Annotated in this window: 28 protein-coding genes; 26 read left to right on the forward strand and 2 right to left on the reverse strand. The window is 28.9% G+C overall.

Annotated features, from left to right (window positions below):
- Nucleotides 1-373 precede the first annotated feature (373 nt).
- Both C7U54_RS03040 and C7U54_RS03045 read left to right on the forward strand, forming a co-directional pair.
- Nucleotides 374-547: an HAD family hydrolase gene (locus C7U54_RS03040; protein ID WP_107029274.1), complete on the forward strand. Its 174-nt coding sequence runs from the start codon at nt 374-376 to the stop codon at nt 545-547.
- 49 nt (nt 548-596) lie between these two features.
- Nucleotides 597-1,346 carry an arginase family protein gene (locus C7U54_RS03045; RefSeq protein WP_022001173.1) on the forward strand — a complete coding sequence of 250 codons (750 nt, stop codon included), beginning with the start codon at nt 597-599 and terminating at the stop codon, nt 1,344-1,346.
- 12 nt (nt 1,347-1,358) lie between these two features.
- On the opposite strand, the gene C7U54_RS03050 is transcribed toward C7U54_RS03045, so the two are convergent.
- The gene (locus tag C7U54_RS03050; protein ID WP_022001172.1) at nt 1,359-2,108 is read right to left on the reverse strand and encodes a MurR/RpiR family transcriptional regulator; all 750 of its coding nucleotides are present in this window, start codon (nt 2,106-2,108) and stop codon (nt 1,359-1,361) included.
- A gap of 142 nt (nt 2,109-2,250) precedes the next feature.
- Between C7U54_RS03050 and C7U54_RS03055 the strand changes: the two genes are divergently transcribed.
- The 22 genes from C7U54_RS03055 (at nt 2,251) to C7U54_RS03150 (ending at nt 19,194) form a co-directional block, all read left to right on the forward strand.
- A complete protein-coding gene (locus C7U54_RS03055; protein ID WP_193448602.1) occupies nt 2,251-3,723 on the forward strand; it encodes a glycoside hydrolase family 1 protein in 1,473 nt (490 codons plus the stop codon).
- 77 nt (nt 3,724-3,800) lie between these two features.
- A complete protein-coding gene (locus C7U54_RS03060) occupies nt 3,801-4,019 on the forward strand; it encodes an aminotransferase class V-fold PLP-dependent enzyme (protein WP_022001170.1) in 219 nt (72 codons plus the stop codon).
- On the forward strand, nt 4,016-4,243 hold the full coding sequence (locus tag C7U54_RS03065) for a hypothetical protein (RefSeq protein ID WP_022001169.1): 228 nt from the start codon (nt 4,016-4,018) through the stop codon (nt 4,241-4,243). The genes C7U54_RS03060 and C7U54_RS03065 overlap by 4 nt, the downstream gene beginning before the upstream one ends.
- Nucleotides 4,233-4,475: an AzlC family ABC transporter permease gene (locus C7U54_RS15365; RefSeq protein ID WP_206603581.1), complete on the forward strand. Its 243-nt coding sequence runs from the start codon at nt 4,233-4,235 to the stop codon at nt 4,473-4,475. The genes C7U54_RS03065 and C7U54_RS15365 overlap by 11 nt, the downstream gene beginning before the upstream one ends.
- Nucleotides 4,468-4,647, forward strand: a complete 180-nt coding sequence (locus tag C7U54_RS15370) for an AzlC family ABC transporter permease (protein ID WP_022001167.1) — start codon at nt 4,468-4,470, stop codon at nt 4,645-4,647. Before C7U54_RS15365 ends, C7U54_RS15370 begins: the two co-directional genes overlap by 8 nt.
- A gap of 36 nt (nt 4,648-4,683) precedes the next feature.
- The gene (locus C7U54_RS14850) at nt 4,684-4,911 is read left to right on the forward strand and encodes a hypothetical protein (RefSeq protein WP_199676964.1); all 228 of its coding nucleotides are present in this window, start codon (nt 4,684-4,686) and stop codon (nt 4,909-4,911) included.
- A complete protein-coding gene (locus C7U54_RS03075) occupies nt 4,904-5,218 on the forward strand; it encodes a branched-chain amino acid transporter permease (RefSeq protein WP_022001165.1) in 315 nt (104 codons plus the stop codon). Before C7U54_RS14850 ends, C7U54_RS03075 begins: the two co-directional genes overlap by 8 nt.
- 93 nt (nt 5,219-5,311) lie before the next feature.
- Complete coding sequence (locus C7U54_RS03080; protein WP_107029276.1) at nt 5,312-6,112, forward strand: SDR family NAD(P)-dependent oxidoreductase; 801 nt, start codon at nt 5,312-5,314, stop codon at nt 6,110-6,112.
- 74 nt (nt 6,113-6,186) lie between these two features.
- Nucleotides 6,187-7,467, forward strand: coding sequence for an amidohydrolase family protein (locus C7U54_RS03085; RefSeq protein WP_107029277.1), 1,281 nt, complete (start codon nt 6,187-6,189; stop codon nt 7,465-7,467).
- 10 nt (nt 7,468-7,477) lie between these two features.
- On the forward strand, nt 7,478-8,263 hold the full coding sequence (locus tag C7U54_RS03090; protein WP_107029278.1) for an HAD-IIB family hydrolase: 786 nt from the start codon (nt 7,478-7,480) through the stop codon (nt 8,261-8,263).
- A 114-nt stretch (nt 8,264-8,377) separates the two neighbouring features.
- Nucleotides 8,378-9,169, forward strand: coding sequence for a MerR family transcriptional regulator (locus C7U54_RS03095; RefSeq protein ID WP_022001161.1), 792 nt, complete (start codon nt 8,378-8,380; stop codon nt 9,167-9,169).
- Nucleotides 9,170-9,181: 12 nt separating this feature from the next.
- On the forward strand, nt 9,182-9,814 hold the full coding sequence (locus tag C7U54_RS03100; RefSeq protein WP_022001160.1) for a GyrI-like domain-containing protein: 633 nt from the start codon (nt 9,182-9,184) through the stop codon (nt 9,812-9,814).
- Nucleotides 9,815-10,035: 221 nt separating this feature from the next.
- Nucleotides 10,036-10,641 carry a 30S ribosomal protein S4 gene (rpsD, locus tag C7U54_RS03105; RefSeq protein ID WP_107029279.1) on the forward strand — a complete coding sequence of 202 codons (606 nt, stop codon included), beginning with the start codon at nt 10,036-10,038 and terminating at the stop codon, nt 10,639-10,641.
- A gap of 49 nt (nt 10,642-10,690) precedes the next feature.
- Nucleotides 10,691-11,041 carry a DUF3783 domain-containing protein gene (locus C7U54_RS03110; protein WP_107029280.1) on the forward strand — a complete coding sequence of 117 codons (351 nt, stop codon included), beginning with the start codon at nt 10,691-10,693 and terminating at the stop codon, nt 11,039-11,041.
- Between the two features lie 61 nt (nt 11,042-11,102).
- Nucleotides 11,103-11,813 carry an orotidine-5'-phosphate decarboxylase gene (pyrF, locus tag C7U54_RS03115; protein WP_022001157.1) on the forward strand — a complete coding sequence of 237 codons (711 nt, stop codon included), beginning with the start codon at nt 11,103-11,105 and terminating at the stop codon, nt 11,811-11,813.
- Between the two features lie 2 nt (nt 11,814-11,815).
- Nucleotides 11,816-12,448, forward strand: coding sequence for an orotate phosphoribosyltransferase (gene pyrE / locus C7U54_RS03120; RefSeq protein WP_107029281.1), 633 nt, complete (start codon nt 11,816-11,818; stop codon nt 12,446-12,448).
- A 115-nt stretch (nt 12,449-12,563) separates the two neighbouring features.
- On the forward strand, nt 12,564-13,382 hold the full coding sequence (locus C7U54_RS03125) for an ABC transporter permease (protein ID WP_107029282.1): 819 nt from the start codon (nt 12,564-12,566) through the stop codon (nt 13,380-13,382).
- Nucleotides 13,383-13,391: 9 nt separating this feature from the next.
- Nucleotides 13,392-14,219, forward strand: coding sequence for an ABC transporter ATP-binding protein (locus C7U54_RS03130; RefSeq protein ID WP_022001154.1), 828 nt, complete (start codon nt 13,392-13,394; stop codon nt 14,217-14,219).
- A gap of 10 nt (nt 14,220-14,229) precedes the next feature.
- The gene (gene tagD / locus C7U54_RS03135) at nt 14,230-14,622 is read left to right on the forward strand and encodes a glycerol-3-phosphate cytidylyltransferase (RefSeq protein WP_022001153.1); all 393 of its coding nucleotides are present in this window, start codon (nt 14,230-14,232) and stop codon (nt 14,620-14,622) included.
- Nucleotides 14,623-14,636: 14 nt separating this feature from the next.
- Entirely contained in the window at nt 14,637-16,868 is a 2,232-nt protein-coding gene (locus C7U54_RS03140; RefSeq protein WP_107029283.1) for a bifunctional glycosyltransferase family 2 protein/CDP-glycerol:glycerophosphate glycerophosphotransferase, read from the forward strand.
- Between the two features lie 38 nt (nt 16,869-16,906).
- Nucleotides 16,907-18,085: a CDP-glycerol glycerophosphotransferase family protein gene (locus C7U54_RS03145; protein WP_107029284.1), complete on the forward strand. Its 1,179-nt coding sequence runs from the start codon at nt 16,907-16,909 to the stop codon at nt 18,083-18,085.
- An 8-nt stretch (nt 18,086-18,093) separates the two neighbouring features.
- Nucleotides 18,094-19,194: a CDP-glycerol glycerophosphotransferase family protein gene (locus tag C7U54_RS03150; protein WP_107029285.1), complete on the forward strand. Its 1,101-nt coding sequence runs from the start codon at nt 18,094-18,096 to the stop codon at nt 19,192-19,194.
- On the opposite strand, the gene C7U54_RS03155 is transcribed toward C7U54_RS03150, so the two are convergent.
- A complete protein-coding gene (locus C7U54_RS03155) occupies nt 19,195-19,845 on the reverse strand; it encodes an HAD family hydrolase (protein WP_107029286.1) in 651 nt (216 codons plus the stop codon). It lies immediately after the preceding gene.
- A 115-nt stretch (nt 19,846-19,960) separates the two neighbouring features.
- On the opposite strand from C7U54_RS03155, the gene C7U54_RS03160 reads away from it, so the two are divergent.
- Nucleotides 19,961-20,296 carry a type II toxin-antitoxin system PemK/MazF family toxin gene (locus C7U54_RS03160; RefSeq protein ID WP_022001148.1) on the forward strand — a complete coding sequence of 112 codons (336 nt, stop codon included), beginning with the start codon at nt 19,961-19,963 and terminating at the stop codon, nt 20,294-20,296.
- 52 nt (nt 20,297-20,348) lie between these two features.
- Entirely contained in the window at nt 20,349-21,224 is an 876-nt protein-coding gene (locus C7U54_RS03165; RefSeq protein WP_158561895.1) for a DUF975 family protein, read from the forward strand.
- The last annotated feature ends 10 nt before the right edge of the window (nt 21,225-21,234 follow it).

A 21,234-nucleotide genomic window follows, 5' to 3' on the forward strand; every position in this document is an offset into this window, starting at 1 on the left:
ATTGCCTTTACTAATGAAATGAGTGCTGCCACATGTAGGACATGAAAATCTAGATGGCTTGAATCTAATATCGATTTCATAATTAGATTCTTTATGATCTACAGTAAATGTTTCAACAACATCATCCTTGATATCAAATAGTTTTAATAATTCGTTGTTCATAATAATAATTTAATCAGGACCAGACAGTAAAATTGTATCAAAAAAGGGGATGATTCACATCCCCGCGAGAATTTAGAGGGTACTCCGCCTAATAATTTAGAGTGAACCTCTAAGCACCGGATAATTTAATATACCCTTTTTTCTAAAATGGAAAGAGACTTTTTTAATTGATTAAAAATGATACACTACCATTTGTAGTGGAGAAAGTCGTATGGAATATAAACTAATAGCTTTTGATATGGAAGGAACATTATTAAATTCTAATAAACAAATTTCAAAGAAAACTCAAGAAGCAATTGCTAGAGCGGTTGCGTATAATAAAATTGTGATTTTAAATACAGAAAGAAACTCTGCAGAGCTTGAAAAATATTTATTAAAAGAGTAACGGAAGTTACTTTTTTTGTGCTAGGATAAAAACAAAGGAAGTGTTTAAGATGTTTAAAAAACAAAATAACATGACGGTCATGGATTTTACAGGAATTTATGAAAATGAAAAGTTTTATAAACATAAAAATATTAGATGGCTTGATTTACATGAATTACAAGGTGTTTATGGTTATTGTAGTCAAGAAGCAAGAAGAACAATAGAAGCTAAAATAAGTAATCTATCTCCTGAAGGCATACATTTTATAGATTCTGGTAATTTTCATTATGTTAGTGAGTTTTGGATAGAAAAAATGAAACATGATTTTATTTTAGTTGTTTTTGATCATCATAGTGATATGATGCAACCGCTGTTTGATGATATTTTAAGCTGTGGATCTTGGATTTTAAATAGTTTAGAAAATAATAAATATTTAAAAAAAGTGATTTTAATAGGTATTGATGAAAAACAGGTTTCATTGATTAAACGTCAAGATCAGGTTCTCTATTTAACAGATGATGATTTAGAAAATAGAGAAGTGTGGAAAAAAGTTGATGATTTATTACGTCAATATCCTTTATATATTTCAATTGATAAAGATGTTTTGAGTCAAAATGTTATTCAAACAGATTGGGATCAAGGTTCTATGCAACTCATGGAATTTAAAATATTACTCGCTTATTTATTTAAAAACAGTCAAACAATTGGAATTGATATTTGTGGAGAATGTGCTAATGAAGTAGGACAATTAAATGAAATTAAAGAAGATGATGCTTTTAATGAAAAAATACTTTCATTTTTAAAAAAAGAAGAGGATTAAGTAAAAAAAATCTTAATCCTCTTTTAAAGTATTATGAAACATATTTAAAAGTAATTCTACAAAGATTACAACAATCGATTGTAAATCAACAATTGATTGTTTAGATAAAGTATATCCTGGAAGAATAAGTGTATTTTCAATCAATAATTTAGGCTTTGGATTTAAAGTAATCATATACGTATTTTTAGAGGCGTTTGTAAGGTCAAAAAAACGAGAAACATTATTTTGATTGCCTTCAATAGAAAAATAAATCAAGAGATCATCTTCATGAATTGTATTATAAAGATGACTTGCTTGCATATAATCATAAGCAAAATAAGTATTAATACCTAAATCTTGTAATCCTAAAACTAAATGTTTTGCTGGTAAAGATGAATAATGAACTCCAATGATATAGATGTTTTTGGTGTTTTTTATTTGTTTAATAAGTTGGTTGAGCTTATTTTGACCAATGTTATTGAATTGACGAATGACTGATAAATATTTAGATGTTAATTCATCAAATAGATTTTCAGGATTTACTTCAACATGTTCTTGATGTAAATAATGAAGCATGTCAAAACGAAAATCTTTATAACCTTTATAACCTAAAACTTGACAAAATCTTAAAATTCCAGAAGTTGAAACCTGGCATAGTTCAGCAATTTTAGTAATCGTCGCTGTTTCAATAGCTGTAGGGTTTTGAACAATATAATCGTAAACTTTATGTTCTGTTTTAGAAAAATCATTTTTATGTAAGTGGATGGTTTCCATTAAGTTCATAGTCTCACCTCATGTTTATTTTATATAAAAATGATAAAATTGTCAAAATAATATGTAACTATTGACAAAAGAGAATAATAAGATTATGCTTTGTTTGTAAAAATTATCAAAACAAAATGTAAAAAGTAACAAGGAGACTATTATGAAACAATTACCAGAAGGATTTTTATGGGGTGGCGCAACTGCTGATTTCCAATATGAAGGAGGATTTAATGAAGGAGGAAGGGGACTTTTATCACATGACTTTGAAACAGATGGATCAATGGAAAATCCAAGACATCATACACTTCAAATGCCTGATGGAACAATTTTAAAACCAAGAAGTTCATTTTTCTATGCTGATCCTGTTCCTAATGAAGCAAAGCCAGTTTTTTTAGATGATGAATATTATCCAAGTCATCAAGCGGTTGATTTTTATCATCATTATAAAGAAGATATTGCTTTAATGGCAGAAATGGGATTTAACGTTTTCCGTTTTAGTATTTGTTGGAGTCGTATTTATCCTTTAGGGGATGAAGAAATCCCTAATGAAGAAGGATTAAAATTTTATGATGAAGTTATTTCAGAGCTTGAAAAACATCATATGGAACCACTTATTACTATTTGTCATGATGAAATGCCAATGCATTTAGCTTTAAAATATGGTGGATGGTCAAATCGTTATGTTATTGATTGTTATGTAAAATATTGTAAAACACTCTTTGAAAGATATGGAAAACGTTGTAAATATTGGTTGACATTTAATGAAATCAATGCTGTTAGAGGATTTGGGCCATGTGGAACAAGAGAAAGTGATGGAAAAGTGAGATATCAAGCAGATCATCATATGTTTGTTGCTAGTGCTAAAGCTGTTATTTTAGGACATCAAATGATGCCAGGTAGCATGTTTGGAACAATGTATGCAATGAGTGAACTTTATCCAGCAACGTGTAAACCAGAAGATATGTTTAAACGTCTTCAAGCAAGAAGAGAAAACTGGTATTTTATTGATACGATGGCAAGAGGTTATTATCATCCTTATGCTAAAAGTGTGTGGAAACATCATGGTTTTGATTCATTAGAAATCACAGAAGAAGATAAAGAAATTTTAAAAGAAGGACAATTAGACTTTGTTTCATTTTCTTATTATCGTTCAAATACAGTAAAAAAAGATGATCCATGGTTTAATGTTGGAGGTTCTTCAAATCCTTATTTAGAAAATACACCTTGGGGATGGCCTGTTGATCCACTTGGGCTTAGACATTGTATGAATGAAATTTATGATCGTATTCAAAAACCAATTTTTATCGTAGAAAATGGTATGGGAGCTATTGATCAAGCAGATGAAAATGGATATGTTGAAGATGATTATCGTATTGATTACTTACAAAAACATTTATCAGCTATGGCTGATGCGATTAATGAAGATGGTGTTGAATGTTTAGGATATACGATGTGGGCACCAATTGATCTTGTTTCTTTATCAACTGGAGAAATGAAAAAACGTTATGGATTTATTTATGTTGATATGGATGATAAAGGAAATGGAACTTTAAAACGTACAAAGAAAAAATCATTTAATTGGATGAAACATATTATTGAAACAAATGGGAAAGCCCTTGATGAAAAGCTCTAGCAATCAGCTAGAGTTCTTTTCATTATTGACACTTCTTTATAATTCCTATAATATTAGTAGGAAAAGAGAGGTACCTTATGATTTATTTAGACTATGCAGCCAATACACCAATAGAAAAAGAAGTACTTGATACGTATTATCAAGCAACCATGAAATATTTTGCTAATCCTAATGCAAATCATACACTAGGATCACAAGCAAAAGAAGTTATTGATCAAACAACAAAGCACATTGCTGAACAATTACATGTCTTACCTGAAGAAGTATTATTTCTTGGCGTAAACATAATGATTTGACTTTTATCAATTGTGCATGTCGTTTTACTGAAGGATGTTCTTTAATTAATGATGGAACAAGTAAAAGAAAAGAAGTCAAAGAACTCATTAAAACAATGAAACAAGTAAACCCAAATGTTGATCAAAATATTTTTAAAGCTTTAGATAATGTTAATTTAGATTGTATTTTAGGAACGAAAAAGGATAAAGCTTATCATAGCTTTTTAGAGAATTATGAAAAATAAAGAAATTATAAAAAAAGCTTTTGAAAAATCGATACCTATTATGTGTAGTTATCTTTTTGTATCGATTGCTTATGGAGTGATGATGAACGAGGCGGGCTTTGCTTGGTATGTAGCAATACTTGTGAGTTTTTTGATTTATACGGGTGCTTTTCAATTTCTTTTGATTACTTTATTAATTGGGGGGGGGAACTTCTTTACTTACAATTGGTGTTACAGCTCTTTTAATGAATAGCCGACAACTTTTTTATAGTTTATCTTTTATAGATGTTTTTAATAAAATGAAGCAAAAATGGTATATGATTTTTACCATGACTGATGAAACTTATGCGGTTAATTGTAATCTAGAAGATCAAGATAAAGAACAAGTTATGTTTTATGTTGCGCTTTTTTCAAGATGTTATTGACTTATTGGAACTGTTTTAGGAGCGGTACTTGGTCATTTGATTCCGTTTGATTTAACAGGGATTGATTTTTGTATGACAGCCTTGTTTATTATTATTTTTATGGATCAATTAGAGAAAAATAAAGATCATTTTCCTGCTGTTGTAGGAATTGTTATCGCTATTATTTGTTCGATTGTTTTTGGCAGTCAAAACTTTATGTTCCCTTCATTGATTATTTCTTCAATGATTTTACTTGTTAAACAAGGAGGAACATCTTATGAATAGTTATGTACTTTCAGCAATTATTCTTTCTGCTTTAATTACTTTTTTATTAAGAGCTTTTCCTTTTCTTTTATTTAAAGAAAAAGAACTTCCTAAATGGTTAGAAAAACTAGAAAAGCATTTACCAATGACTATTATGGCAGTTCTTATTGTTTATTGTCTAAAAGATTTAAAAACGCAATTAACAACACTTTTTATTCCTTATCTTTTAGCGTGTTTAACAGTTGTTTTTACTTATAAATGGAAGAAAAATACTTTTTTAAGTATTATTTTATCAACTCTTGTTTACATGATTTTTATCCGTCTATAGTTTGTTAAAAATATCACAAGCTATAGATTTTTTGCTTTGATAGTGCTATAATTATGTTAACGCTTAAAAATTGTATTTAAGGAGGAAATGTAAATGGGATTTTTAACAGGTAAAACAGCAATTATTACAGGAGCAGGACGTGCTGTCTTAGAAGATGGAAGCTGCGGTTCTATTGGTTATGGAATTGCGACAGCTTATGCTAAAGAAGGAGCAGATCTTGTCATTACAGGACGTAATGTTAAAAAATTAGAAGCTGCTAAAGAAGAATTAGAAAGATTATATGGTATCAAAGTTTTAACAGTTCAAGCAGATGTCAATGCTGGTGCTGATAATGAAGCCGTTGTCAACAATGTTGTTAAACAAGCAATGGATACTTATGGAAGAATCGATGTTTTGATCAATAATGCGCAAGCATCAGCATCAGGGGTAACATTAGCTAATCATACAACAGAACAATTTGATCTAGCAATGTATTCAGGACTCTATGCAGCCTTCTATTATATGAAAGCATGTTATCCATATTTAAAAGAAACAAAAGGATCAGTTGTCAACTTTGCTTCAGGAGCAGGATTATTTGGAAACTATGGACAATGTTCATATGCTGCTGCCAAAGAAGGAATCCGTGGATTAACACGTGTAGCTGCTAATGAATGGGCAAAAGATGGAATCAATGTCAATGTGGTATGTCCTTTAGCTTGGACGGCACAATTAGAACAATTTGAAAAAGCATATCCAGAAGCCTTCAAAGCAAATGTTAAAACACCACCAATGGGACATTTTGGAAATAATGAATTAGAAATTGGACGTGTCTGTGTACAACTTGCTAATCCTGATTTTAAATATATGACAGGAGAAACACTTACATTAGAAGGTGGACTTGGTTTAAGACCTTAATAATTAATCACTCATAAGAGTGATTTTTTTTATGTATTCTTTTATAATGAATATATAGGAAAGAGGGAATGGTTATGAAGTATGCATTAATTAATGGAAAAATTTTAAATGGTCATCAGGATATGGAAGTAGAAACAGGGAAAGCAATTTTTATTGAAAATGAAAAAATTGTGGCTATTGAACCTTATCGTAATTTAGATAAATCTTATCAAATTATTGATTTACAAGGAAAATATATTTTACCAGGACTCATCAACATGCATGTTCATCTTGCAGGAAATGGAAAACCACAAAAGAAACAAAAAGATAATGAAAAGACAGTTAAAATGTTGATGTCTAATCCATTATCACGAAAAATTACGTATAAAGTGGTTTCTAATTTCGCTAAGATCGAATTAATGAGTGGGGTAACAACAATTCGTACAGTTGGAGGAATTGCTCATTATGATTCTAAATTAAGAGATGAAATTTTAAAAGGAAAAGTTATTGGTCCAAGAATTGTTGCCAGCAATGAGGGAATTTCTGTTCCTCATGGTCATATGGCAGGATCAGTCGCCATTGCTGCTCATAATAATGAAGAAGCTCTAGCTTTAGTGGATAAAGCAAAAAGTCAAAATGTTGATTTGATTAAACTTATGATTACTGGTGGGGTTTTAGATGCAAAAGAAAAAGGAGTGCCTGGCGAATTAAAAATGCCTTCTGAAATGGTAAAAGCTGTTTGTGATAGAGCACATCAACTTGGTTATAAAGTAGCTGCTCATGTTGAATCATCTGAAGGGGTACGAGTAGCTTTAGAAAATGGTGTTGATTCGATTGAACATGGAGCAAAATTAGATGATGAAATGATTGCTTTATTTAAAGAAAAGAAGGCTTTTTTATGTACGACGATTTCACCAGCACTTCCGTTTGCATTGTTTGATCCAAGTATTTCCAATGTTTCAGAAATAGAAAAATACAATGGTGAACTCGTTTTCAATGGTATTATTGATTGTGCAAAGCAAGCATTAGAAAATGATATACCTGTTGTTTTAGGGAATGATGTAGGATGTCCATGGGTGAGTCAATATGACTTCTGGCGAGAACTTTATTATTTCCATAAATATATTGGTGTTTCTAACCGTTTTGCTTTATATACAGCAACATCACTTGCTTCTAAATACACTGGTCTTGAAAATATTACAGGAAGTATTGATGTTGGTAAGGATGCAGATATGATTGTTGTAAGTGAAAATCCTTTAGATGATTTAAAAGCTTTAAGATATGTTGAAAAAGTATTTACACGTGGTAAATTAATTGATCATCCAAAGGTAAAAATCAATAAAACAGTAGAAACAGAATTAGATAAGTATTTATAAGGAGTTAGTTATGAACAAAAAATTTTTCTTTTTTGACATTGATGGAACACTGGCAGTAGGAACACCAGGAAGACAATACATCCCTGAATCCACAAAAAAAGCAATTCGCATGTTAAAAGAACAAGGACACTTTGTAGCTATTGCGACAGGAAGAAGTTATGCAATGGCAGTTGATCATATGAGAAGTCTAGGTTTTGAAAATATGGTGAGTGATGGTGGTAATGGAATTACCATCAACAATGAACTTATTACAATTAAACCATTAGATTATCAAAAATGTATAGACTTAATAGATGAATGTAAAGAAAAAGGATTTATTTGGGCTATTTCACCAGATAATAAAACAAGAAGATTGGCACCGGATTCTCGCTTTTATGATTTTACACACGATGTTTATATGGATACTGAGGTTGTAGATGGATTAGATCCTAGAAATTATGATCAAATCTTTAAAGTTTATGTGGCATGTTTTGCTCCAGAGGAACAAAAATTAGAAACACTAAAAGAATTACCTTGGTGTCGTTTCCATAAAGAATATTTATTTGTAGAACCAGGTGATAAATCAGTTGGTATTAAAATGATGGTTGATCATTTTAAGGGTAATTATAAAGATGTTGTTGTCTTTGGTGATGAAAAAAATGATTTAAGTATGTTTAGAGACGAATGGACAAGTATTGCGATGGGAAATGCTATCGATGAATTAAAAGAAAAAGCAACTTATGTAACGACACCATGTGATCAAGATGGTATTTATAATGCTTGTGTTCATTTTGACTGGATAAAAGAAAAAGATTAAAAGTAATAAAATGACGGAGTGAACACCACTCCGTATTTTTTAATCATAGAAAAATTGTTGACTCTCCCCTTAGGGGACAATTCATAATTTGAAAGAGGAAAGGAGAATCAAATCATGTTAAAAATCGGAGAATTTTCAAAGTTGTCTCATTTAACAATCAAAGCACTTCGTTTTTATGAAAAAAGAGGTCTTTTGATTCCGCAAAAAGTAGATGAACAAACAGGGTATCGTTTTTATGAAACGAGTCAACTAAAAGAGGCAGCACGAATTAAGTCGTATCGTCAATTAGGATTATCAATTGAAGAAATACAAGCAATTAATAAAGGTACTAATCTAAAGGAAGTGCTTATTTCTAAAGCAAAAGTATTAGAAAGTCAAAAAGAAGAAATTGAAAGCCGTCTTTTGATGATTCATCATCTTTTGGATGATAATGAAATACAATATCAAGTAATAGAAAAAATGATACCGAAAACAATTGTCTATTATAGTGAAGTAAAGGTAAAAAGTTATTCGGATATGATGAAAATTATTCCAAGCTTAAAAAAAGAATGCAAGGAATTGAATCCACATGTAAAATGTACAAAGCCACCATATGAATTTTGTGAATATTTGGATAATGAACATAAAGAAAGTGATATTTGGATCCGACATAATGAAGCAGTGGAATGTATGGGCGAAGAAAGTACACGAATTATGTTTAAAAAGATACCAGAAACAAAGGTATTAAGTATCTTTTATAAAGGAGCTTATGATGAAATTGGTGTGGCGTATAGTTTTCTTATGAAATATGTAGAGGATAATGGTTATCAAGTATCGGGACGATCAAGAGAATGTTATATTGATGGTATTTGGAATAAAGAATCAGTTGATGAGTGGCTTACAGAAATTCAAATACCTATTGTTTAGGAGAAAAGAAAGATGATTTTTGATTTAAAAAAAGAATATAAAGAATATTATAGGCCTAAAAATAAACCGGAAATTATTAATATACCTTCATTCAATTATATCGCAGTAAGAGGAAAAGGCAATCCTAATGAAGAAGATGGAAGTTATCAACAAGCCATTCAGGTACTTTATGCAGTGGTGTATACTTTAAAAATGAGTTATAAAACAGATTATCAAATTAAAGGTTTTTACCAATTTGTTGTACCGCCACTTGAAGGTTTTTGGTGGCAAGAAAATGTTGATTATTTACATAAAGAAAATTTTAACTGGATTTCAGTAATTAGACTTCCTGACTTTATTACAAAAAAAGATTTTGATTGGGCAGTAAAAAGAGCCACTATTAAAAAGAAGATAGATTGCTCAAAAGCGGAATTTTTTACTTTTGAAGAAGGATTATGTGTGCAAATGATGCATCAAGGATCTTTTGATGATGAAATAAATACAGTAGAAATAATGAATCAATTTCTTCAAGAAAAGGGTTACCGTAATGATTTTAACAAATCAAGGCTACATCATGAAATTTATTTATCAGATGCAAGAAAAAATGCTCCGGAAAAATGGAAAACAGTGATTCGTCATCCAATATGTAAAATCGACAAAAAATAAAGATTTTATGGATGAAAATAATGTTTGACATTGGTATAAATATATAGTATGATGACAAGGCAGTAAATGAATAGCAGCACATAGAGGATTGAAAAAATGCGTTAATATCAAATGATTGCAAAGTACCTGGCTGCAATGGGAAATGCTTAATATTAACACTTATCGATTGATCTATGCAATGTTATTGCTTTATGCAAATAAAACAATACGGAGGAAAATTTATGGCACGTTATACAGGACCACAATGGAAAATCTCTCGTCGTTTAGGATTCTCAATCTTAGAAAACGGGAAAGAATTAAACAGAAGAGCTTATGCTCCAGGTCAACATGGACAAAAAAGAAAAAAACAAACTGAATATGGATTACAATTAGCAGAAAAACAAAAAGTAAGACATATGTATGGAGTTAATGAAAAACAATTCCACAACACATTTAATCAAGCAGGTAAAATGGAAGGTATCCATGGTTACAACTTCTTATGCTTATTAGAAAGAAGATTAGACAATGTTGTTTATAGATTAGGTTTTGCTTCTACAAGAAGACAAGCTAGACAATTAGTAAACCATGGTCATTTCTTAGTAAATGGTGTTAAAACTGATATCCCATCATACAGAGTAAATATTGGAGATGTTATCGAAGTAAGAGAAAGATCATTTAATTTAGCAGTTATTAAAGAAGCTTTAGAAAACAAAGTTGCAACTCCAGCTTTCGTTGAAGTTGATACTAATAAATTAACTGGTAAATTAACTCGTTTACCTGAAAGATCTGAATTAAACTCAGAAATCAATGAATCATTAATCGTTGAATACTACAACAGACTTGGTTAATAAGAAAAACAGCTTTTATAGCTGTTTTTTTGTATATAAAGGAGAATTTATGAACGCAAAGCTCATTATTTATCGTAAGGAAAAGATTCAAAATTATGAATCATTAAAACAATTATGTTTGTTGATGAACATTGAAATAATTTTATTGAATGAACAGATGACACAAAATAAAGTTAAAGATATTTTAAATAAAAAGATTAAAAAAACAAAAAAGAATAATTTAGAACCAGCAGTTGTTGTTTTTTCAAACGTTGCATCTTTACAAATGGATCAAATATTATCAAAATTAAAAAATAATTCAACACTTTGTTTAAAAGCTGTTGTAACAGCAATAAATTATAATTGGACATTTGAAAAGTTAGTTTTACATTTACTAGAAGAATATCAAAAAAATAAATAAATCGTGTAGAATAGAGGTAGTAATTTTGGTATAATAGTAAAAGAATAATAAGGAGGTTTTTATGAACGAAAGTAGAATTTGTATTGCTCTTGATTTTAAGACAAAAAGTGATGTTGAAAACTTCTTAAAACAATTTGAGGGAGAAAGTCTTTATGTAAAAGTAGGGATGGAATTGTTTTATGGAGAAGGAATTGAAATCATTAAAATGATTAAAGAAATGGGACATAAAATCTTTTTAGATTTAAAATTACATGATATTCCAAATACTGTAAAAAGTGCCATGAGACAACTTGCTAAGTTAGATGTCGATATGGTCAATGTTCATGCTTCAGGTGGTATTGAAATGATGAAAGCTGCTATTGAAGGATTAGAAGAAGGCAAAACAAGTGGTAAAAGACCATTATGTATTGCTGTAACATGCTTAACATCTTTAGATCAAGATGTTTTAGATAATCAGTTACTTATTCATGAACCATTAGAAAATGTTGTATTAAAATGGGCTGAAAATGCAAAAGCTGCAGGATTAGATGGGGTTGTATGTTCACCATTAGAATCAAAAATCATTCATGATCATTTAGGAAAAGAATTTTTGACAGTTACACCAGGAATCCGTCTTGCAAGTGATAATGTCAATGATCAAAAACGTGTAACAACACCAGCTATGGCAAAAGAACTTACTTCAAGCTATATTGTTGTTGGTAGAACAATTACAGGAAGTCAAGATCCTTTGGCGACATATAAAAAAGTTTATCAAGATTTTCAAGGAGAATAGAAATGAAAAAAATTATTGCTAAAGATTTATTAGATATTAAAGCTGTCTTTTTAAGACCAAATGAACCATTTACTTGGGCAAGTGGTATTAAATCACCAATTTATTGTGATAATCGTTTAACTTTATCTTATCCAAAAGTAAGAAAAGATGTTGAACAAGGACTTGCTCAACTTGTAAAAGATAATTTCCCAGAAGCAGAATGTTTAATGGGAACAGCTACTGCTGGGATTGCACATGCTGCTTTAGCTGCTGATATTTTAGATTTACCAATGGGGTATGTTCGTGGAGGAGCTAAATCTCATGGACGTAATAACCGTATTGAAGGTGTTGTTAAAGAAGGAATGAAAGTTGTTGTTGTTGAAGATTTAATTTCAACTGGTGGTTCTTCTTTAGAATGTGTTGAAGCTTTAAGAGAGGCTGGATGTGAAGTTTTAGGATTAATTGCTATCTTTACTTATGGTTTAGATAAAGCAACAGTTAATTTTGAAAATGCACATTGTCCTTTTGTGACTTTATCAAATTATGATACTTTAATTGAAGTAGCAAAAGAACATGACTATATTAAACATGAAGATATGGAAAAATTAAAAGCTTGGAAAGTTGATCCAAGTGATGAATCATGGATGAATAAATAAGTATTTTTAGGGAATGATGGTTATTTAAAGCCATTGTTCCTTTTTTTTGTTTTTATTTGCAAAAAATAGTGGTATGATGTAAAAGTAATAGTAGGTTTACTTTTTGGAGGTAAGTATGTTTAAAAGTATTCGATATGTATTAAAAGAAAACTTTACAAATTTGTATCGTATATATTGTATTTCAAAATATGAATTGCTTTCTGATATGCGAGATTCAAGATTAGGTGTTTTTTGGAATTTTGCTAATCCAGCAATTCAAATTATGACGTATTATTTTGTGTTTGGTTTAATTATGAATAGAAAGGCTGTAGGAAAGATTCCTTTTATTCAATGGATGTTATGTGGGATGGTGGTATGGTTTTTTATTAGTCCATGTATTACTAATGGTGCCAATGCCATTTATGCTAAACGTAATGTCATTACAAAAATGAAATTTCCGGTATCCGTTTTACCAGCTACAGTTGTTGGAAAAGAATTGTTTAATCATTTTTGTTTGATGGCTATCTTAGTTGCCTTTTTGCTTACACAAGGGATCATGCCTTCACTTTATTGGCTTGAACTTATTTATTATCTTTTTGCAGCAATTTGTTTAACAATTTCACTTGCGATGATTACATCTGTTTTAAATATGTTAGCTCGTGATACAAGAAAGCTTATTTTAGCGTGTATGCGTTTATTACTTTATTTAACACCAATTTTATGGCCAATTTCACGTTTACACAAATATGGGTGGCAAATGACAGTAAGATATATTATGAAAGCTAATCCAATTTATTATGTTGTATGTGGTTATAGAGATTGTTTCTTATATCATCATGGAATCTTATTTTATTGGAAACAAATGCTTTTCTTTTGGGTGTTTGTCATTGTGATTTTTACAATTGGTAGTATGATGATGTATAAATTTAAACATAAATTTATTGATATGATTTAGGTGGTAATAATGGAAGATTATGCAATTAAATTTGAACATGTTTCAAAAATATATAAATTAAAAAAGAAAAATGATGGTAAATCAAAAAGCTCAGTTACACAAAGATTCTATGCTTTAAATGATATTACTTTTACAATTCCTAAAGGAGAAGTTGTAGGAATTTTAGGAACAAATGGTTCGGGTAAATCAACATTATCATTGATTTTAGCAGGTATTTCACAAATTGATGAGGGTACAATGGATATCAATGGAGAACAAGCTTTAATTGCAATCAATACAGGATTGGATATGCAACTTACAGGGCTTGAAAATATTAATGTTAAAGGAGCATTGCTTGGACTTTCTAGAAAAAGAATTCAAGAAATTACGGAAGGTGTTATTGAATTTGCTGAAATTGGTGATTTCTTATATCAACCCGTTAAGAAATATTCAAGTGGGATGAAATCAAGATTAGGTTTTTCAATTTCACTTTATTTAAATCCTGATATCATCATTGTCGATGAAGCTTTATCGGTTGGGGATAAAGGATTTGCTCAAAAGTGCTTAGATAAAATGAATGAACTTAAAGATCAAGGAAAAACAATTGTCTTTATTTCTCACTCTTTGCCACAAGTAAGAGGATTCTGTCAAAAGGCTATGTGGATTGAAGGTGGACGTTTAAAAGAATATGGTGACGTTGAAGAAGTATGCGATGAGTATGCCGAATATGTTGATTTTTATAATAGTTTAAAGAAAAAAGAAAAGAAAAAATTAAATGATGAAAAATTTGAAAGTCGAATTGTTCAAAATCCTAAAATTGGTTTTTGGGAAAAATTATTAGATAAAATGAAGAGATAGGAGAAATAGGATGAAGAAAGTTATCACATATGGAACTTTTGATTTGTTTCATGTTGGTCATTTAAATATTTTAAGACGTGCTAAAGAATTAGGAGATTATTTGATTGTAGCAGTCAGCAGTGATGCTTTTAATGCCCAAAAAGGTAAGAAAGCTTATCATAGTGATCAAGATCGTATGGCTATTTTAAAAGCTATTAAATATGTAGATGAAGTTATTTTAGAAGAATCATGGGATCAAAAAATAAAAGATGTTCAAGAACATGATGTTGATGTTTTTGTTATGGGTGATGATTGGAAAGGCCAATTTGATTTCTTAAAAGATTATTGTGAAGTAGTTTATTTACCTCGTACAGAAGGTATTTCTACAACTAAAATCAAAGATGATTTAAAAGATAAATTATAATAAAGGAGAGTTGTATGAAAATTAGTGTGATTGTCCCTTATGAAGGATATTATCAATATTTAAAAGATTGTTTAGAAAGTTTAAGTGAACAAGAAAATGTTGAAATTGAAACATTATTAGTGGGAAGTCAAGATGACCAAAAATTTCAACAATTAGTAGATACATATAAAGATAAAATATCTTTGAATGTTATTCCTTGTTCAATAGAAGAAGGCGTTGCTAAAAAAAGAAATCTTGGTTTAGAAAATGCAACAGGAGATTATATTTATTTCATTGATAGTGATGATTATATTATGCCTCAAACATTATCTTGTTTGCTTCAAGATGCTATGCAAAAAGATTTAGATTTAGTTGTTGGTAGAAGATGGATCACATGGTTTAAAAAACAAGTTTTTGAAACCATGGGTGATGAAAAAAATGAAGAATTAAATTTGAAGGATAAAGATGATGATCGTAATCATAAATTCTTAGAAAAAGATTATTCTGACATAGATGATAGTGATGAACAAAGAAGAATTGATTTATTAATTAGAGCGAAAAAAGGGATTCGAAATATTTCAGTTTTAAATATTTTAATTAAACGTTCTTTAATTGAAGAAAATCATTTACGTTTTAATGAAGGTTTCATTTATTATAGTGATTTACCTTTTGTAGAAGGACTTGTTATGTATGGTCATAAGATAGATTTCAATGACAAAACACTCTATGCAAAAAGAAAACATAATGATCCAATCAATACACCTGCCTTGTCGCAAATTAAAGATGAAACTAAATTTGATGAATTTATTAATGTCTATAAGTATGCTATTTCTTTAGTAGATAAAGAAAGTAGAATTCGTTATTATTTAGATTCTAAAATGATTAAATATTATAGTAATTTCTTTGCTAAGAAAATTAGACGATCTAAAGATGATTTTTGGAGAGATGAAAGATTTGATCAAATGTCTATTTTAATGCAGGATGTAAGAGATGATTTATTGAAAAATATGTCTCATTATCAAAGAAAAATGGTGAAACTTGCTAGAAATCATGATCTACAACAAACACAAAAAGTAATTGCTAAACATCTTGCTAAAAATAAGATGAAAAAGATATTAAAAAATAAAAATGAAATTAATAAGTATTTATATCGTCATAAATATATCAATGAACCAATTGAAGAAAATTGGATCATGTTTGAAACTTTTATGGGTAAAAGTTATGCGGATTCACCAAAGTATATTTATGAATATTTAGCTAAAAATTATCCAGGAAAATATAAATTTATTTGGGTTTTAAATGATTCTAAAGAAAAACTGCCTTATGAAGGAATCATTGTTAAAAGATTTACGAAGAAATATGCTTATTATTTAGCTAAATCTAAATATTTTGTTTTTAATATCAGACAACCTTTATGGTTTAGAAAAAGAGAAGGTCAAATTTTCTTAGAAACATGGCATGGAACACCACTTAAACGTCTCGCTTTTGATCAAGAAGAGGTGACTGCAGCTTCTCCAACTTATAAATCTCAATTTTATCGTCAAAAACAAGAATGGGATTATTTAATTGCAGCAAATAAATTTTCAAGTGATATTTTTAAAAGTTGTTTTATGTATACCAATGGAACAATGCTAGAAATTGGATATCCTCGTAATGATTTATTGTATGCACCAAATAAAGATCAAATTGCATTAGATTTGAAAAAGAAGCTTCATATTCCATTAGATAAGAAAACAATTTTATATGCACCAACATGGAGAGATGATGAATACTATGGAAAAGGGCAATATAAATTTAAGTTAAAATTAGATTTAGAAATGATGAAAGAAGAGTTAGGAGATGAATATGTCATCCTACTTAGAACACATCATTATATTGCGGATGCGTTAGATGTTACAGGAGTTGAAGATTTTGCCTATAATCTATCTAAATATGATGATATTACTGAAATTTACTTAATTTCTGATATTTGTATTACAGATTATTCAAGTGTTTTCTTTGATTATGCTAATTTAAAAAGACCAATGTTATTCTATACTTATGATATAGATAAATATCGTGATGTTTTAAGAGGTTTTTATATTGATATGGAAAAAGAACTTCCTGGTCCACTAGTTTATTCGACTAAAGAAGTGATTGATCAAATTAAACATCTTGATGAAATGAATCAAAAATATGCTCAACGTTATGAAGTATTCTATGATAAATTCTGTTCTATTGATGATGGAAATGCCTCACAAAGAGCAGTTGAAGCAGTTTTTAAATAAGGGGGGGGTTACCCCTTATTTTTATAAGGAGGTTTAAAATGCTTAGATTAATAAAAAATATCTTAGGTAAAACAATTAAGTTTATCTATCGAATGACTTATAAGTTAATACCAACTCATAAAAAAACAGTCTTGTTTATTGCCTTCCATGGTAGGGGGTATAGCGATAATCCTAGAGCTATTTATGAGTATATGAGACAACAAGATCAATTTAAAGATTATCGTTTTATATGGGCTATTAAGCATCATAAAAAGAAAAATATTACTATTGAAAATGCTAAAGTGATTGAATATTTTTCAATTCCTTATTTCTTTTATCTTGCAAGAAGTCAATATTGGATTGCAAATTGTAAATTACCAATGTATGTTTTAAAAAAGAAAAATCAAATATATTTACAAACATGGCATGGGACACCGCTTAAAAAATTGGCTTTCGATATAGAAGTTCCTGAAGGAACTACTTTTTATCGAAGTGGCATGAATGAAGAAATGATGCATGAAACATACGCACAAGATGTTAAAAAGTATAACTATATGATTTCTCCAAGTGCTTTTACAACTGAGGTTTTCCAAAGTGCTTTTAGAATTAATAGAGAAAGATTGATTGAAACTGGCTATCCGCGAAATGATTTTTTAACAAATTATACAGAAGAAGATGTTTTAAATATTAAGAAAAAATTAGGAATTCCTCTTGATAAAAAGGTACTTCTTTATGCACCAACGTGGAGAGATAATTCTTATATAACCAAAGGGTATACTTTTAAATTAGAAGTTCACTTTGATAAATGGCAAAAAATATTAGGGGATGAATATGTTATTGTATTTAAACCTCATTATTTAATTGTTAATGATTTTGATATTGATCAATATCAAGGATTTGTTTATTTTGTAGAAGCTAATGAAGATATTTCTAATTTATATATTATTGCAGATGCTTTAGTTACTGATTATTCAAGTGTTTTCTTTGATTATGCTATTTTAAAAAGACCTATTTATTTTTATATGTATGATTTGATTCATTATCGAGATGAATTAAGAGGTTTTTATTTAGATATTTATCATGATTTACCTGGAGATATTATTGAAGATGAAAATCAACTATTAGAAGAAATTAAAAAAGGTTACGATTATCAACGTTTAGATAAGTTTAATCAACGTTTTAATAATCATGAAGATGGTAAAGCTTCTAAACGAGTAGTTGATATTGTTTTTAAGTAGGTGCTAAGATGGGATTACAAAAATTAATATTAAATATTATTTTGGGATTTTTAAATATTTTTGTTAAGAGATTTAAAATAAAAGAAAATCAAGTTGCCTTTGTTTCTTTGGAATCTAAATATTTAGATTCTGATATGAAATTGATTTATGATGTTTTAAAACAAGATAAACAATTAAATCTCAAAAAAGTTGTTATTGAGTATGATCAACAAGGAATAAAACAAAACTTTTTATATATGCTTAATTGTATTCAACAGCTTTTTATAATTAATACATCAAAAGTGGTTATTATAAGAGATAATAATTATGTTGTTTCTACGTTTAAAAGAGAAGGAGTCAATGTGATACAAGTATGGCATGCTTGTGGTGCGATAAAAAAATTTGGGAATGCACTTGCTAGAAAATATCCAATTAAAAATTATGATTATGTGATAGCAAATAGCTCTTATTGGAAAAAACCGTATAGTGAAGCTTTTTCTGTTAAAGAAGAAAATGTGGTTGTTACTGGTATGCCAAGGGTAGATTGTTTATTTGATGATAATTATTTAAAAGTATCTAAAAATAAATTGTTAGCTAAGTATCCAATGCTGAAGGATAAAAAAATTATTTTATATGCTCCTACTTTTAGGGGAAATATTTACCAAGGTTTTTCAATGCTTCCATTTGATGGTGAAAAGTTAATAAATTCTTTTGATGAAAATACGTATCTCATTTATAAATTACATCCATTGTTAAAAAATGTTTGTCTTCCGCAACACCCTCGTATTATTGATATGTTTAATGAAGATACACATGAATTGTTTGCTTTAAGTGATCTCTTGATTTCAGATTTTTCATCGATTGTTTTTGATTATTCTATTTTAAATAAAACAATGTATTTTTATGTTCCAGATTTAAATGATTATTTAAAAGATGTTGGATGTTATGTAAATACAGATTTATTTCCAGGAAAGATTTGTAAAAATATTGATGAGTTGATTCAAGGAATACAAAAGAATGAAGTGGGAAATTTAGAAGCTTTTAAAAATGTATTTTTTGAATATCAAGATGGTAAAAATACAAAACGTGTTGTTGAATTGATTTATGATATATTAAAAAAGTCTCTTTAATTAGAGACTTTTTAAATACGCTGTAACTTCAGTTAAATCTTTTAAAATTTTAAATGTTTTTTCTTCATATTGTTTTTCTGGATATTTCATATCAGGAATGCAAATTACTTTGATGTTTGCATCATAGCTTGCTTGAATTCCTGCTTCACTATCTTCTAAAACAATAGCTTCATCAACATTAACGCCAAGTTTTTGACAAGATTTTAAGAAAACTTCAGGATTTGGTTTTCCTTTAGTAACTTCGTCACCACAAATAGAATCATCGAAGAATTCTGTAATTTTAGCTTGTGCTAAAATTTTATCTACACGATCACGATTACTTGAAGTAGCAACAATTGTTTTATAATTATTATCTTTTAAATAATGTAATAATTTAACAAGTCCTTTTTTTACAGGAACTCCTTCTGTTTCAAAACGTTCAGCCATTAATTGATGTACATCTTGAATCACGTTTTCAATAGGAAAATCATTTCCATAAACATCATAAAATCTTTGATAGATTCCTTTAATAGGTTTCCCTAATAATGTTTTATAAAATTCTTCATCCATTGTTAAATTCATATCTTTTAATCTTTCTTGATAACATTCAAAAGTAACACGTTCGCTATCAATCATTAAACCATCCATATCAAATATTATTGCTTTAATCATTTTAGTATCTCCTCTTTTTATTATTCGTGATATATCATAGCATAAATCAAGGTGTTAAAGAAGCGATTATCATAATTTGAAAAACGACTCATAAAATTCAATAGGAGGTTATTTTATGATTAGTAGGGGAGATATTTATTATGCTGATCTTTCACCGGTTATAGGAAGTGAACAGGGTGGAATAAGACCTGTTTTAGTATTACAAAATAATAAAGGAAATAAATTTTCAACAACTGTTATTGTTGCTCCGATTTCGTCAAAACTCACCAAAAATCCTATTCCCACGCATGTCATTATTCGTTGTGATTCTTTAGAAAAGAAATCTGTTATTTTACTTGAACAAATAAGGACGATTGACAAAGTTCGATTTCAAGAAAAATTAGGTACTTTAGATGATTATTTTATGAAGAAAGTCAATGAGGCTATTAAAACAAGTTTGGATTTAAAATAGTTTTCATCAAATATAATATTTGTTATAATGCCTTTATAGGATGGTGAAAGAAATGAATATATATGATATCAAAAATAAAGCAAATGAAGTATTAAGACAACCTAATCAGTTATTTAAGGTTATTTTATATGTTGGTATTATTCAAGCTTTGTTTTCGGCTTTATCAGGATTATTTGATGGCATTTTAGGAAGTATTATAAGTTTAATTTTAAGTATTTTAACAGTTACTTTGGGACATGGAATTATTGTAGCGTCTTTAAAGGTTGTTAATAATAATGGAAATTTAGTTGATGAAAAAGAAGATTCACTTGTAGGAATTAAACGATTTGGTCAACTTTTTCCAACATATTTTTTGTATAGAGTTGTTGTTGCCTTAGCGGGTATTGTTGTAGGGGTTATTGGAATGCTTTTGATGTATACAATGATTACAGATGCACAATTTTCAAATTTATCTCAACTTGTTTTAATGTATGTTAATAAATCAACGATTTCTCAAGATGAAATTGTTAATATTGTTGCTTCATTATCAAATGTGTTTTCATTTGTTTTTATACTCGTAATTATTATTTCGATTTTATCTGTTTATTTATCATTAAAATTTGGATTATTTAACTACATTTTACAAAAATATAATTATACTGGATTAACAGCCTTAAAAGAATCCAGTCGCTTAATGAAAGGAAATAAATGGACTTTGTTTAAATTAGAATTTTCTTTCTTTGGATGGATGATTTTAGCTGGTTTGGTTTCAGGTGTTGTGGTAATGTTTGTAGAAACGATTATGCCTATTCCTTTTTTAGCAACATTTATAACAGTGGTTGTTTCTACTTTCTTTAGTGCTTATTTTTATGATGTAAAGCGTAATACATGTTTGGCTGTTTTCTATGAAGAATTAGATTATGCTGATAAAAATAGTGTTGAGCTATAGTTGAAGGGAT

It is taken from the genome of Faecalibacillus intestinalis (assembly GCF_003024685.1).
In the GTDB taxonomy this organism is placed as follows: Bacteria; Bacillota_I; Bacilli_A; order Erysipelotrichales; family Coprobacillaceae; genus Faecalibacillus; species Faecalibacillus intestinalis.

Bases quoted from the DNA above. Each gene is read 5' to 3' on its own strand.
- C7U54_RS03085 (WP_107029277.1), top strand. From the start codon at position 6,187: ATGAAGTATGCATTAATTAATGGAAAAATTTTAAATGGTCATCAGGAT.
- C7U54_RS15365 (WP_206603581.1), top strand. From the start codon at position 4,233: ATGAAAAATAAAGAAATTATAAAAAAAGCTTTTGAAAAATCGATACCT.
- C7U54_RS03150 (WP_107029285.1), top strand. From the start codon at position 18,094: ATGGGATTACAAAAATTAATATTAAATATTATTTTGGGATTTTTAAAT.
- C7U54_RS03055 (WP_193448602.1), top strand. From the start codon at position 2,251: ATGAAACAATTACCAGAAGGATTTTTATGGGGTGGCGCAACTGCTGAT.
- C7U54_RS03130 (WP_022001154.1), top strand. From the start codon at position 13,392: ATGGAAGATTATGCAATTAAATTTGAACATGTTTCAAAAATATATAAA.
- C7U54_RS03145 (WP_107029284.1), top strand. From the start codon at position 16,907: ATGCTTAGATTAATAAAAAATATCTTAGGTAAAACAATTAAGTTTATC.
- C7U54_RS03140 (WP_107029283.1), top strand. From the start codon at position 14,637: ATGAAAATTAGTGTGATTGTCCCTTATGAAGGATATTATCAATATTTA.
- C7U54_RS03125 (WP_107029282.1), top strand. From the start codon at position 12,564: ATGTTTAAAAGTATTCGATATGTATTAAAAGAAAACTTTACAAATTTG.
- C7U54_RS03080 (WP_107029276.1), top strand. From the start codon at position 5,312: ATGGGATTTTTAACAGGTAAAACAGCAATTATTACAGGAGCAGGACGT.
- C7U54_RS03090 (WP_107029278.1), top strand. From the start codon at position 7,478: ATGAACAAAAAATTTTTCTTTTTTGACATTGATGGAACACTGGCAGTA.
- C7U54_RS03165 (WP_158561895.1), top strand. From the start codon at position 20,349: ATGAATATATATGATATCAAAAATAAAGCAAATGAAGTATTAAGACAA.
- C7U54_RS03045 (WP_022001173.1), top strand. From the start codon at position 597: ATGTTTAAAAAACAAAATAACATGACGGTCATGGATTTTACAGGAATT.
- C7U54_RS15370 (WP_022001167.1), top strand. From the start codon at position 4,468: ATGAATAGCCGACAACTTTTTTATAGTTTATCTTTTATAGATGTTTTT.
- C7U54_RS03110 (WP_107029280.1), top strand. From the start codon at position 10,691: ATGAACGCAAAGCTCATTATTTATCGTAAGGAAAAGATTCAAAATTAT.
- C7U54_RS03095 (WP_022001161.1), top strand. From the start codon at position 8,378: ATGTTAAAAATCGGAGAATTTTCAAAGTTGTCTCATTTAACAATCAAA.
- pyrF (WP_022001157.1), top strand. From the start codon at position 11,103: ATGAACGAAAGTAGAATTTGTATTGCTCTTGATTTTAAGACAAAAAGT.
- pyrE (WP_107029281.1), top strand. From the start codon at position 11,816: ATGAAAAAAATTATTGCTAAAGATTTATTAGATATTAAAGCTGTCTTT.
- tagD (WP_022001153.1), top strand. From the start codon at position 14,230: ATGAAGAAAGTTATCACATATGGAACTTTTGATTTGTTTCATGTTGGT.
- C7U54_RS03075 (WP_022001165.1), top strand. From the start codon at position 4,904: ATGAATAGTTATGTACTTTCAGCAATTATTCTTTCTGCTTTAATTACT.
- C7U54_RS03160 (WP_022001148.1), top strand. From the start codon at position 19,961: ATGATTAGTAGGGGAGATATTTATTATGCTGATCTTTCACCGGTTATA.
- C7U54_RS03060 (WP_022001170.1), top strand. From the start codon at position 3,801: ATGATTTATTTAGACTATGCAGCCAATACACCAATAGAAAAAGAAGTA.
- C7U54_RS03050 (WP_022001172.1), bottom strand. From the start codon at position 2,108: ATGAACTTAATGGAAACCATCCACTTACATAAAAATGATTTTTCTAAA.
- C7U54_RS03155 (WP_107029286.1), bottom strand. From the start codon at position 19,845: ATGATTAAAGCAATAATATTTGATATGGATGGTTTAATGATTGATAGC.
- rpsD (WP_107029279.1), top strand. From the start codon at position 10,036: ATGGCACGTTATACAGGACCACAATGGAAAATCTCTCGTCGTTTAGGA.
- C7U54_RS03040 (WP_107029274.1), top strand. From the start codon at position 374: ATGGAATATAAACTAATAGCTTTTGATATGGAAGGAACATTATTAAAT.
- C7U54_RS03100 (WP_022001160.1), top strand. From the start codon at position 9,182: ATGATTTTTGATTTAAAAAAAGAATATAAAGAATATTATAGGCCTAAA.